At 52.7% G+C, this 12,072-nt stretch carries 12 protein-coding genes; 7 read left to right on the forward strand and 5 right to left on the reverse strand.

Translation table 11 applies throughout. From position 1 onward, the window contains the following. Positions 1-160 precede the first annotated feature (160 nt). The 6 genes from egtB to GRX76_RS12775 all read left to right on the forward strand — a co-directional run bounded on the left by egtB (position 161) and on the right by GRX76_RS12775 (position 5,803). Positions 161-1,474 (forward strand): ergothioneine biosynthesis protein EgtB, encoded by a 1,314-nt coding sequence (gene egtB / locus GRX76_RS12750; protein ID WP_236250353.1) that lies wholly within the window; start codon positions 161-163, stop codon positions 1,472-1,474. Then, entirely contained in the window at positions 1,474-2,472 is a 999-nt protein-coding gene (gene egtD / locus GRX76_RS12755; protein ID WP_236250354.1) for an L-histidine N(alpha)-methyltransferase, read from the forward strand. Before egtB ends, egtD begins: the two co-directional genes overlap by 1 nt. Then, a complete protein-coding gene (locus tag GRX76_RS12760) occupies positions 2,456-3,010 on the forward strand; it encodes a DUF411 domain-containing protein (protein ID WP_160153668.1) in 555 nt (184 codons plus the stop codon). Before egtD ends, GRX76_RS12760 begins: the two co-directional genes overlap by 17 nt. Before the next feature lie 87 nt (positions 3,011-3,097). Further along, positions 3,098-4,108, forward strand: coding sequence for a hydrolase (locus GRX76_RS12765; protein WP_236250355.1), 1,011 nt, complete (start codon positions 3,098-3,100; stop codon positions 4,106-4,108). A gap of 131 nt (positions 4,109-4,239) precedes the next feature. Continuing rightward, positions 4,240-5,136 (forward strand): lysozyme inhibitor LprI family protein, encoded by an 897-nt coding sequence (locus tag GRX76_RS12770; protein WP_160153669.1) that lies wholly within the window; start codon positions 4,240-4,242, stop codon positions 5,134-5,136. A gap of 148 nt (positions 5,137-5,284) precedes the next feature. Further along, positions 5,285-5,803: an acyl-CoA thioesterase gene (locus GRX76_RS12775; RefSeq protein ID WP_201276810.1), complete on the forward strand. Its 519-nt coding sequence runs from the start codon at positions 5,285-5,287 to the stop codon at positions 5,801-5,803. Between the two features lie 36 nt (positions 5,804-5,839). Here the strand turns inward: GRX76_RS12775 and GRX76_RS12780 are convergent, their stop codons facing one another. Next, positions 5,840-6,508 carry a TetR/AcrR family transcriptional regulator gene (locus GRX76_RS12780; protein WP_201276811.1) on the reverse strand — a complete coding sequence of 223 codons (669 nt, stop codon included), beginning with the start codon at positions 6,506-6,508 and terminating at the stop codon, positions 5,840-5,842. A 347-nt stretch (positions 6,509-6,855) separates the two neighbouring features. Between GRX76_RS12780 and GRX76_RS12785 the strand changes: the two genes are divergently transcribed. Further along, positions 6,856-7,626 carry an outer membrane protein OmpK gene (locus GRX76_RS12785; protein ID WP_160153671.1) on the forward strand — a complete coding sequence of 257 codons (771 nt, stop codon included), beginning with the start codon at positions 6,856-6,858 and terminating at the stop codon, positions 7,624-7,626. A gap of 141 nt (positions 7,627-7,767) precedes the next feature. On the opposite strand, the gene GRX76_RS12790 is transcribed toward GRX76_RS12785, so the two are convergent. From GRX76_RS12790 to GRX76_RS12805, 4 genes are all read right to left on the reverse strand, one after another. Further along, entirely contained in the window at positions 7,768-8,775 is a 1,008-nt protein-coding gene (locus GRX76_RS12790; protein ID WP_160153672.1) for an isopenicillin N synthase family oxygenase, read from the reverse strand. Positions 8,776-8,916: 141 nt separating this feature from the next. After that, the gene (locus GRX76_RS12795) at positions 8,917-9,702 is read right to left on the reverse strand and encodes an ABC transporter permease (protein ID WP_201276812.1); all 786 of its coding nucleotides are present in this window, start codon (positions 9,700-9,702) and stop codon (positions 8,917-8,919) included. Next, positions 9,699-10,508 (reverse strand): ABC transporter ATP-binding protein, encoded by an 810-nt coding sequence (locus tag GRX76_RS12800; RefSeq protein ID WP_160153673.1) that lies wholly within the window; start codon positions 10,506-10,508, stop codon positions 9,699-9,701. Before GRX76_RS12800 ends, GRX76_RS12795 begins: the two co-directional genes overlap by 4 nt. A 68-nt stretch (positions 10,509-10,576) precedes the next feature. Beyond that, positions 10,577-11,566 carry an ABC transporter substrate-binding protein gene (locus tag GRX76_RS12805; RefSeq protein ID WP_160153674.1) on the reverse strand — a complete coding sequence of 330 codons (990 nt, stop codon included), beginning with the start codon at positions 11,564-11,566 and terminating at the stop codon, positions 10,577-10,579. Positions 11,567-12,072 lie beyond the last annotated feature (506 nt).

Here is a 12,072-nt window from a genome sequence, read left to right on the forward strand (position 1 = left end):
AATTCGTGGCGCGGATTCCTTCGCCAGCACCGGCATTGTCATGGGAATTCGCCACAATGGTTGTATGATCAATAACAGTCACCGCCGTCGACCGAGCTAAGGGATGAGTCTGATAACAGAAGCTGGTTCATCAGTATCGCAAAGCACTGGATCTGAGCACTTGGGGCAAGACGAGGCTCGGGAGCTTTCCCTGGATGAGCGAGCCGCACTACTCAGCCACTTCCAGCAGGTACGGAGCGAAACTGAAGGTCTCACCGACCCGCTGACGGCGGAAGATATGCAACTGCAGTCCATGCCCGATGCCAGCCCCACAAAATGGCACCTCGCGCATACCAGCTGGTTTTTTGAAACCTTCATTTTGCGTCAATATCTCCCCGATTATTACGTCTACGATCCCGCCTACCACCAGCTGTTCAATTCCTACTACAACTCTCTCGGCAAGCCTTTTGCCCGCCCCCAAAGAGGGCTACTTTCTCGCCCATCCATCGAACAGGTCTATGCCTACCGGGCGCAGGTCGATCGGGCCGTGGAGCAGTGGCTGACAGAGGAAGATGTCACGGCAGGCCATGCCCAACTGCTGGAACTCGGAATCCACCATGAGCAGCAACATCAGGAATTACTGCTCACGGATATCAAACACGCACTTTCCATGAATCCCCTGGCACCAGCCTACCGGGAAGATCTCGCGTGGGATGGTGAAGGAGCAGATACCGCTGCACCGCTGCGATGGTTGCAGGTGCCCGAGGACAACTACACCCTCGGGTGTGATGGAGAGTTTTTCAGTTACGACAACGAAGGTCCGGCGCACCAGCGTTTTCAGCAGGCTTTTCGTATCGCATCTCGCCTTGCCACCAATGGGGAATATCTTGAGTTCCTGCAGGACGGCGGCTATGAAGAACCTCGCCTATGGCTATCCGATGGCTGGAGCCATGTGCAACAAGCCGGGCAACAGGGTGACGCCCTGCAGGCACCACTGTATTGGCGGGAAATTGACGGGGAATGGTTTGAATTTACCCTGGCGGGATTGCAACCACTCGACTTGCAGGCACCGGTCTGCCACCTCAATTTTTACGAGGCCGATGCCTTCGCTAGCTGGGCGGGCCAGCGACTACCGACAGAGTTTGAATGGGAAATTGCCGCCTGGCTGCACTGTCAGAAGAATGCGGCACAACAGGCAAACATGCTTGAAAACCGAAGTTTTCAGCCGCTGACCGAGACAGATAGCGATGGCAATTTACAACTCCTGGGCAACGCCTGGCAGTGGACCTCCAGCGCCTATCAACCTTATCCGGGCTACAAAGCCAGCACAGATGCGGTAGGCGAATACAACGGCAAATTCATGTGCAACCAGATGGTTCTGCGGGGCGGCTCCTGCGTGACACCGCGCAGCCATATCCGAATCAGTTACCGCAATTTCTTCTATCCTCACCAAGCCTGGCAATTTTCAGGGATTCGACTGGCGGGAGACATATAGTGAATTTGGCAGCGACCGTGGCAGAGAAAGCAGGGAAGGCATGGCATCAAGCGTCCACTCAATTGGACCAGCAGCGACAACAGTTCGCACAAGATGTAGTAGCAGGGCTGTCTGCCAGCCAGAAGACACTGCCGTGTAAATATTTGTATGACGAAGCCGGCTCCAAGTTATTTGAGGCAATTTGCGAACTTGACGACTACTACCTCACCCGTACCGAAGGGCAAATTTTCGAGTGCCGATTACCAGAGATAGCGCAGGCTCTGGGGCCGGAGGTCGTATTACTGGAACCTGGGGCAGGCAACTGTGAAAAGGCCGAGCCGCTGCTCGCCGCCATGTCCGAGCCAGTAGCCTATTACCCCCTGGATATATCCCCGGAAATCCTACTTGCGGCCCAGCGCAGGATTCAAGGGCAGCTACCGCAATTGGAAGTCGTACCGGTGATTGGCGATTTCACCGATCCTGCGGCCTGGGACTCCCTGCCAAAGAGTCACTATCGCAAGGTCCTGTTTTTCCCCGGGTCAACCATTGGCAATTTCACGCCTGAAAAAGCCCGAGAGCTGCTGTGTCAATTTTCCGCACAATTATCCAGCGGCGATGGCTTGCTGATAGGCGCGGATTTGGTAAAGGATTCTGTGGTATTGGAGCGGGCCTATCACGACAGCAACCACGTTACGGAAGCCTTCAATAAAAACCTACTGCACCGTATTAATAGTGAACTGCAGGGCAATTTTGATCTCGATGCGTTTGCGCACCGGGCTTTCTATCACAGCTTGCGCCAGCGCGTGGAAATGCATCTTGTGAGCCTGACTGCGCAGAGCGTCGAAGTGGCGGGCACACAGTTTCATTTTACCGAAGGTGAAACCATCCATACCGAGAACAGCCATAAATACACCTTACCTGGACTGCGGGCACTGCTGCAGGAAACAGGCTTTAACACCAAGCAATACTGGACGGACAATAACCATCACTATGCGATTTTCTATGCCGAAGTACCTTGACCTGAGGGTGAGTGCCTCATTGTTTTTTAAAGCCGCCGTTTTTGCGTTTATGGTCTACGGGCTTTCCGCCTGCAGCACCAGCGGCAGCGCGCCCGGAGACACAAACGGCAGTGGCGATCAGCCCAGTCACAAAGAGGACATGGTCGTATACAAGTCGCCGTTTTGCCTCTGCTGTAAAGACTGGATCACGCACCTGCAGCAGAATGCGATTAATGTCGGCAGCGAAAACGGCCTGGATACTGCCAGTGTGAAACAGAAGTGGGGGGTGCCGCCCAGCATGCAGGGATGCCACACCGGTGTATGGCGTAACCAGTATGTTTTTGAAGGGCATGTACCCGCGCGTCTGATTCGGAAATACCTGTCCAATCCACCCAAAGACAGTATCGGACTGGCCGTCCCGGGCATGCCTCAAGGAAGCCCAGGCATGTACCGGGGTGGGGATTTCGAGCCTTATGTCGTCTACCTGATCATGACGGGTGGAGAATACCGTTTTTATGAAAAAGTAACTTCGCCGGAACCTGCCGGTAAATCGGTTTAGTCCTCTGGTAACTTACCGGCCACAAGGTTAGGCTTTCGGCCCTTCACCGCATTCATCGCGGTTATTTTCAGCAAGGGCCGTTTTACATTGAATCACACTGCTTTCGATACCGGCAAAGAGAAGAGCCTGATCAATCATTTTCAACCTGGGATAGGCCTCGGAAACTGCCATCTGCAGACCATTTTCTCTCGCTATCACCGGCCCAGGCCCTGGATTCGCACCCAGCTCCAATGGTTTACCACCCCGGATCAGGACCGCCTGGCCCTGCATACCCCCACGCCTCTTTGCGATAACCGGGAAAGGCCGATTGTCCTGATACTGCATGGGTTGGAAGGTTCTGTAGAATCTCCCTACGTACAGGGCCTGATGCAGGTATTGATGGGTACCAAATTTCAGGTCGCAGTAATGCACTTTCGCGGTTGCGGCGGCATTCCGAACCTGTTGCCGCGGGCCTACCACAGTGGCGACAGCGAAGACCCCCGATGGCTCGCGACCCAATTACGCGAGCATTATCCCAACACACCGTTGATGGCTGTAGGCTATTCCTTGGGCGGTAACGTCTTGTTGAAATGGCTGGGGGAAGACGGGGAGGGCAGCCCGCTGAGCGCAGCGGTATCCGTTTCAGCCCCATTGGACCTTCACCTTTCCAGTCGCAGAATGAACCTGGGCTTATCCAAGGTTTACCAGCGTCACCTGCTTACAAGCCTGAAGGAAAGCCTGGGACGTAAAGCGCAGGATCCAGCGCTGGCCAAGGCCATGCCTCCGCTGAATCAAGCGCGCTATTTCAGCAATTTTCGCAACTTCGATGACCACTTTACGGCCCCACTGCATGGGTTTCAGGGCGTAGACGACTATTACACCAAGGCATCGAGCCGCCCCTTCCTGAAGAATATCGCACGTCCAACCCTGCTTGTTCACGCAATGGATGACCCATTTGTCTGTCCGGATGCGGTTCCCGGTTCCCGCGAGGTAAGCCCAAGTGTTCAGCTTGCCATCAGCAAGCGGGGAGGGCATGTGGGTTTTGTGAGCGGCAGTTTGTGGCGACCGGAATACTGGCTGGAGTCCGTCATTCCGGAATTCCTGAATCACGTTTCCTGATTAAAGATACGATCAGCTAAATCCCTTGAGCAGCTGCTGGCAAGCCACTTTCGGCCGCCGTGAAGTATCGCGAGAGCAGGGTGAGCCCCGGAACGGATGCAATATAAAAACAACTCGAGAGAAGGAGATCCATGAAAGCCAACTGTCGTACAGCTGAAATCCGATACATTGTTATGGGCCCATTAATTGCGCCACTCATCGCACTAACTGCCTGTAATACACCGAAACAGGAGCCTGTAGCAGACCCTATTCAGATTGACCCGGAAGCCGTTGCCTGCGCTATAGCCAGTGATCCGGTCGAAAAGCTGATTTGCCAGGATACTGAATTAAGCCACCTCCGCGCCGAACTCCAGGGCATTTATGCGCAATTGGCCGAAATTCCAGAAGCCCAGCCCCATGTAGGGAAATCGGAACGAGATTGGCTACAGGTCAGAGATGCGTGTAGGGAAAGGCGCTGTATAGAAATGGCGTATCACTTGCGAATTGCACGTATGCAGCTGGCTCTGGATAGCTGCAAGGGACACGGACTTATGGAGTCGTCACCGCAGCATATAGGCGATCAATGCCGGCAAGCAGTTGCTGGCCAGAAGCCGCTGAGAACTGCCACGCCGATGCCATCCTCAAGAATCAAGCCTCAGCCCAGAGTCGCCAGAGTCAATTTTCCAACCGAACACAACGCCAGTCCCCCGGCAGTCAAAGGGCCTAGCTTCCGTTGTGAGCAAGCTGTAACCAGGGTAGAGAAGGAAATTTGTGGCTCCAGGTATTTATCGAGCCTGGACCGCCAAATGGATGCCATCTACCAACAAAAGAGAGCCAACCCGGAAGTTCGCGACAGCATCCGGGAGACGCAACTGGACTGGCTTCGCAATGAGCGTTCCAAATGCGAGACGGTGACTGGCTTTTCTTACGACAGCAACGGGAAACGTATCGTATCCTGCATCCGTGCGGCATATCTGGCGCGAATCAATGTGCTGAAGACCGTGTCATTTGGTCATTCTGAACAAGCTTCTAAAGAAGCTTCTGAATAGACTAAAGGCCTGATACAACGCAAGTAATTCCCCGGCAGGCCCGCATCTTGCAACTCGAATACTGGGTAGCTCCAGGGGAAGGGCCCCAAGTATCACTCGATACCGGGAAAAGACCCTGAGGCAATTGGTCGAAACGAGGGAGATTGTGATGGAAGCCCGAGATCACCAGCTCAGCATGAGCGTTTTGATGACGCCAGACATGGCCAACTTTTCCGGCAAGGTACACGGTGGTGAACTGCTGTCTTATCTGGACAAAGTGGCCTATGCCTGTGCCAGCCGTTTTGCCGGCTGCTATGTGGTTACACTGACGGTAGACCGCGTGCTATTCAGGGAGTCGATCAACGTGGGGGAACTGGTGACTTTCCTCGCGTCCGTAAACTACACGGGCAATACCTCAATGGAAATCGGCATCAAGGTGGTTACCGAAGACATCCGCAAGCGGACCACCAGGCACACCAATAGCTGCTATTTCACGATGGTTGCACTGGGAGAAGATGGACGCCCCATTCCTGTGCCCAAGTTTGAACCCATCACATTAATCGAAAAGCGCCGCTTCGAAGCGGCTATTTTGCGCCGCAAGTTGCAGAGAGAGCAGGAAGAGGCGCACATGGAGATCAAGAAAAAGGTGGAGCAGGAACTGGGCGGCGACCTCCGCGAACTTGCCTAGCGCCGGACGCGAACTGCGATAGAGCAAAAATTGGGGTCAGCCTTTCCAGCTGGGCGTAAGGCCGCACCTGGCAAGAATCATTTCGGCTACAAAACGGCCGATACGCTCAATGTCAGTATCGTCGTACTCACCTTTGTTCAGAAGCTTGAGGATCTGGGATTCAAAATCTCCGTAGTGCTGGCTGGATGACCAAATCATGAACAACAAATACTCCGGATCCACCGGCTGTATTTTTCCCTGCGCAATCCAACTATTAATCACTTCAACCTTGTGCCGGAACCATTTGCGCATGTTGCCGCGTATGTATTCATCCAAATACGGCGCTCCGGCAATGATTTCCGTAGCAAAAAGCTTGGAGGGTAGTGGGTTTTCACAGGACTGCCGCACCTTGTTCAAGATGTAAGATTCCAGTGCATCCCGGGGATCATCGTCTTCGGTTACTTCAAAGCTGCGGTTCCACTCGCTAATGATTTCCTCAAGCACCGCCGCGTACAGCAGAGATTTACTCTTGAAGTAGTAGTGGATATTGGCTTTGGGGAGACCAGCCTGATTGGCAATGGACATCATACTGGCGCCTTTGTAGCCATACTGGGCAAAAATTATCTTTGCCGCCTCTAAGATGTCCTTGTAATTCTGCTCCCGAATTTTACCCACTTTGTATTTCTTATCTGCCTCCAGCGAAGCTTTTACATCCTCAATCTTCACATCCGTCCCCTGTGAAATTCGCTAATGCGCGGCGTGACTACTGCTATTTGCGACATTATCTGATAAATCCGATCTGTACGGTCAAATTATTTATTCGAATAGACCTGAATGTACAAACAGCAAAAGAAAGTCACTATTGTTCGACACAATCGCACCTCTAAAACTATTGTCCGATCGGACAGCTTTATGTATTATTTTTCTGGTTGATCATTTTCCTTTTAGGCGCGCATCCAGTTGGCGACCAACAATATAGAATGAAGTACCTAGTCGAAAATCTCTAAGGGAGATTTCCGGGTAGGTATTTATGTGGGTCTCATAAAGCGAATACTCAATTTATGAGGATCAACATGAAAATAATGAAAAAATCCCTGGCTGCGCTTTCCTTGGTAACTTTGGCAAGTGGTGCCCAGGCTGAAATTACCTGGAGCAATACATCTGTAACCCTGTTATCTGCAAATGAATACCTGAATCCGTTTAGTGGCGAAGACGGTAGCGGTGGCGTGCTGACATTTGCCAATGCCGCGTCCTACAACTGGGGAAAAAGCTTCTTTTTTGTCGACCGCTTCAAGACCGATGATAAAGAGACACTCGAAGATAGTTCCTACGGTGAGCTGAATGTAGATTTCAGTCTCACTGGTGGTAAAGGATTCGAGGCAGGTTTGATCAAGGATGTCTATGTGGCAACGACTTGGGAGTATGCGGCGTCGCCCAATGTGGACAATCTACTGATCGGCTCATCTGTACGCTGGCGCCTGCCGGGGTATGCATGGATAGACACTGGTCTTTACGTTCGGGATAACGGCAAAAACAAGTACGGTGTTGAAGAAGATACCAGTTACCATTTTGCCAGTGCCTGGGGCATTCCGTTTTCCCTGGGTGACACGAAAATGAGCCTGGAAGGGTTCATTGACCTGCAAACCTCTACAGAAACCAATTTTGGTCAGGATGTGCCGATGAAAATCGTGCTACAACCGAAATTGAAGCTGGATATGGGGGGAGTCTTCGGCAATCCCGGTACTTTCTTCGCAGGCCTGGAATACGACTATCGCAAGAATATGTACGGGGTAGACGGCCAGGATCAAAAGAACCCTCAGCTGTTTGTCGAATTTAGTCTTTAATTAAGCATTACCCCGGCCACTGGCCGGGGTTTTTGTTAGTGGTGAGGATAGAAGAAATATCAGAGCGCGCCAGAAGCAGGCATTGAAAGGATGGGATGGGACGGGACAGGAGTAGGGCGCGTAATACGCGCCCCGATTAGATCAGCCCTTGGAGTCTGCGAAATTCGCGTTAATACGAAGCTTCAAGTAATCCGCCGCACTGATCGGCGCATAGCGTTTCTGGGGACCTTGAATCATCATGTCTTTATTCGCCTGGCAGAAGTAGGCCATGCTGTAACGAGAATGCTGTCCTTCTTCCGGACGTGGCATCCTCACACGGTGCAATGTGGACTTGAGCTCATCGTCACTCCAGCGCATCAACATATCGCCAATGTTACAGGTGATAACACCATTTTGCGGGATTACGGGATACCAAACGAGCTGGTTGCGCGCGTCTTTGCCACCGCAAACCTGTAGTCCTCCCTGATTTTCCTGCTGAAACACCATCGTCAGGCAGTCAAAATCCGTGTGCGCACCAGCGCGCCAGCTTTTTCCGTCGAGTTGTTCCGGATTATCGATCGGCAGATAGTGCAGCAGACGCAAGGTATTCTGGTATTCAGCCGATTCCGGATGGTGCGCCCGGGTGAAGAAATCCCGGTCGAACCCCAGGCGCTCGGCAAAGCAGGACAGGACCTGCATTCCCAATTTCCAACACTGCCGTTCAAAATCCAGCATATCGCTATGGAAGTTGGGTAGCACCTCGTCTGAGGGCCAAAGTCCGGTCATATTGGGCAGGGTGATCTGGTAGGACTCCTTACGGTCAGCAACCCCAGTAGAAGGGCGTACCTGAGCCATGTATTCCCATCCAGCATTTGTCCCGTCTTTGAGCGGGTATTGCTGCTTCTCGCCCGTGTCGAGTGCGAAGAACTCTTCTGAAAGGCGAAACGTTTTCTGTATGTCTTGCAGCGGGATACCGTGATTCGAAAGCTGGAAAAAGCCAACTTCGGTGGCCGCTTGCCATAAGGCTTCGGTAATTTCCTCACGGCGTTCTTCAAAATCGGACAGGTCAATTAACGGGATAATACTGCTTTCGGCTTCCTCCCCTAATCCGCCGAGTGTTGATTCAAACTTGAGTTCATCCAGTGCATATTGCACGTTACTGGTTGTCATTGTGGTCTCCATAAAAGTTGCGACCGTTCGGCCGCGATTGCTAATGGAGCAATGCCTGGTTCCTGTTGGGATACCTGCCGCTTCTACTCCTGATTACCCGTCACTGAACTGCACATGGCGACGGGAAAGCCGGTATCTGGCTTACACGCGCTGGTCCTTCGGTAAGCTCCAGCTAAAGAAGCGCTGTTGAATCCACTGCACAAGCTTGAACAGTGCCAAACTGACCGCAGACAAGAATATGAGAGAGGAAAACGCCTGCGGCACTTTAAAGAAGGATGTCGAGAACTGGATGAAATATCCCAGCCCTTTTTCCGCGGCGACAAATTCCGCAACGACAGCACCGATGATGGAGAGCGTAATGGCGACTTTCATACCACTGAAGATATGCGGCGTGGCGTAGGGCAGGCGTATCTGAAGTATCTCCTTACGACGACCGGCCCGGAGTGAGCGGGATAGCTCGATCAGCTCACTCGGGGTTTCCAGCATGCCCGTCGTCATGGCCACCACAAGTGGGAAGAAGGTGATCAGGCAGGTAATGGTAAGTCGCGGGGCGTCCCCGGTTCCGAAGATCACAATTATCAGGGGCGCTACCGCTACCACAGGGGTCGACTGAATAATGACCAAAAGCGGATACAGCGTCTTGGTCATATAGCGAGAGCAGACCATAGCGACCGCCAGGGGAAAGCTGATCAGCATCGAGAGGCCAAAACCCAATACCGCAACACGCAATGTCGCCCACAGATGATCCAGCCAACGAGCGGAATCTACTTCGTAAAAGGCATTTATTATTCGGCTGGGCGAAGGCAGTAGATAATCGGGTATCGACAGCGTGCGACAGAGAATTTCCCAGAGAGGGACAATGCTGAGCAGCGTCACCATAGGCAGCAACTGCTTGAGGCGTTGTGGATTCATGATTGTCTGAGTCATAGGTTTACTGCTTTTGCGATAGATGGCGCGGGGGCGGCTTCACGGGGCTGGTAGATATATCGACGGATTTCATCGGTATAACGACCGAAGCGACTGTCCTGAATGGTTGCCGTGGAACGGGGACGCGGCAGGTCGATGGCTATTTCACCGCTGATGGTTCCGGGTCTCTCGCTCATGATCAGCACACGGTCTGCAAGTAGCACCGCTTCTGAGATGGAGTGGGTAATAAACAGAACGGCTTTCGGTCGCTCGTGCCAAATTTTCAGCAGATCAAAACCCATTTCCTCACGAGTCAGGGCATCAAGGGCCGAGAAAGGCTCGTCCATAATTAGAATTTCAGGGTCGAGAAGTAGCGCGCGGACGATACCAACACGCTGTTGCATACCGCCAGAGAGCTCATCGGGCATGCGTTCGGCAAATTCCGACAGTCCTGCCATCGCGAGCAGTTCATCCGCTCGCCGTTTATCCGCTGTTTTTACGGCCCCGTGCTTATGCCGTATGGGAAACAAGACATTCTCTTTCACGCTGAGCCATGGCAACAGCGTGGGCTTTTGAAATACGATCCCGGTTTCATCCCGCGGTCCTTCGACTTCTTTGCCGAACATTTCCACGGCACCTTCGGATGGGATCAGAAGACCGGTGAGGAGTCGCAACAGGGTAGACTTGCCACAACCGGAAGGTCCAACTACGGCAACAAATTCATGCTTGCTGATATCAAAGTTCACATCGTGCAATGCCTTGATGGCCTTGCCTTCATCGCTAATATAGGTATGCCCAACGCCTTTCAAGGTTACGTAAGGATTCATTTTTTTCTCCAGTAAGGCCGGGCACTCGCGCCCGGCTCGCGCTCTTTACTTCGTCCTTATTAGCCAGCTCAGTCCAGCAGTTGTCGACTCACTGCCGCTTCCGGGTCCAGCGCCGCAGAGTCCAAGCCTTTTGCTTTGGCGACGATCTGCCAGGTTTTTTCCAGGCGCTTTGCTTCCAGAGCACCCAGTCCATCTTTTGCGCTGATGTCGTTGTACACCAGTGATTTGATGGATTTGATGGTCTCGGCAGCAATTAATGCATCGACTTCGGGTACGGCTGTGTGCACAGCAGCACCACTCTCTTCCGGGTTAGCCCAGGTATAGTCCATGGATTTTTTATAAGCGCGTACAAAGCGCTTGGCTACGTCCGGTCGCTCGTCAATAAAAGTTTCACTGGCGATCAGAGATGATGAGTAGATTGAAAGGCCGGCGCTATACCAGGGAATAACCTTGATCGACTTGCCCGCGCCTTCTGCTTGCGCCCGGTATTTCGGGATGTCCGTTACCCAGGCAATGATGGCATCGGTAGCGCCGTTCACCAGCATAGGATTCAGTGCACCAGGATCCGCCTTAATGAGCTTCACACTGTCTTCGGGAAGGCCGCTCATATCCAGCAGCAGTGGCAGGAACATATTGGACGAAGTGAACGGGGAAGAGGCGAGGCGCTTGCCGTCTATGTCCGCTACCCCGTTGATACCGCTATCCTCCAGGGTGAAGAACGCATGGGGAGCATCGCTAAAAACGGTCATCACCGCTTTGACTTCCACATTGCTTTCCGCGCGGGCGGCGAGCAGGGCGCCGATATCTGCAAGGCCAACATCGGATCGGCCAGTAGCCAGCTTGGTAATGGCGTCAGTGCTGCCTCGACCCTGGGCGATCTCGACTTCCAGCCCCTCGTCAGCAAAGAACCCCTTGGCAATACCAACGTAAACGGCGGCTTTATCCCCGCCCGGCAGCCAATCCAGTTGAAAAGTGACTTTATCGGCAGCCCACAGCGCCGGTGAGCACAGCAGCAAAACAAAACCCGCAAGGGTCTTCGAAAAGTTGAGTAGACGCATGATCTGTCTCCATATCAATGTATTTGATTGGGGCCGACGTGATACGTGCGATTAAGGTGGGCAAACTGCTGCGACAGACCTGCGGACAGATTTAGTGGTAGGTATTGGGTCTCACCGCAACAAGCTTCCTGACAGCAGCAGCTACCCGGTTCTTGAATCACGCCGTGAGCAATGACCGGGTAGAGTGTCTCAAACCGCGAGGCTTACCTGTCCGCTTATACTCAACGCTAAAGTGCGCACAATTGACTTAGCAAATGCTGTGCCACTAATATTTATTGACCGATACGACAGTAATTTGTGGGTTTTTCAGGATATTGTTCGGTTTTGATTATCTCGAGATGCTCACTATCGGTGCACAAAGAAGTAGGGCGCCGCGAATTGGTGCGCTAGCTAGTGCGAAAATGATGCGCAGGTGAAGCTTGTGAAAACGGTATCCGGCGTGATCAAGAATGGTGCGCGGCCATAGTCAATTTTTGATACTAAATTGTCGATACATGGCCTCCGTC

This window comes from Microbulbifer sp. ALW1 (assembly GCF_009903625.1).
Lineage (GTDB): Bacteria > Pseudomonadota > Gammaproteobacteria > Pseudomonadales > Cellvibrionaceae > Microbulbifer.

Bases quoted from the DNA above. Each gene is read 5' to 3' on its own strand.
- GRX76_RS12790 (WP_160153672.1), bottom strand. From the start codon at position 8,775: ATGACAACCAGTAACGTGCAATATGCACTGGATGAACTCAAGTTTGAA.
- GRX76_RS12805 (WP_160153674.1), bottom strand. From the start codon at position 11,566: ATGCGTCTACTCAACTTTTCGAAGACCCTTGCGGGTTTTGTTTTGCTG.
- GRX76_RS12770 (WP_160153669.1), top strand. From the start codon at position 4,240: ATGAAAGCCAACTGTCGTACAGCTGAAATCCGATACATTGTTATGGGC.
- GRX76_RS12785 (WP_160153671.1), top strand. From the start codon at position 6,856: ATGAAAATAATGAAAAAATCCCTGGCTGCGCTTTCCTTGGTAACTTTG.
- GRX76_RS12800 (WP_160153673.1), bottom strand. From the start codon at position 10,508: ATGAATCCTTACGTAACCTTGAAAGGCGTTGGGCATACCTATATTAGC.
- GRX76_RS12760 (WP_160153668.1), top strand. From the start codon at position 2,456: ATGCCGAAGTACCTTGACCTGAGGGTGAGTGCCTCATTGTTTTTTAAA.
- GRX76_RS12795 (WP_201276812.1), bottom strand. From the start codon at position 9,702: ATGACTCAGACAATCATGAATCCACAACGCCTCAAGCAGTTGCTGCCT.
- GRX76_RS12775 (WP_201276810.1), top strand. From the start codon at position 5,285: ATGGAAGCCCGAGATCACCAGCTCAGCATGAGCGTTTTGATGACGCCA.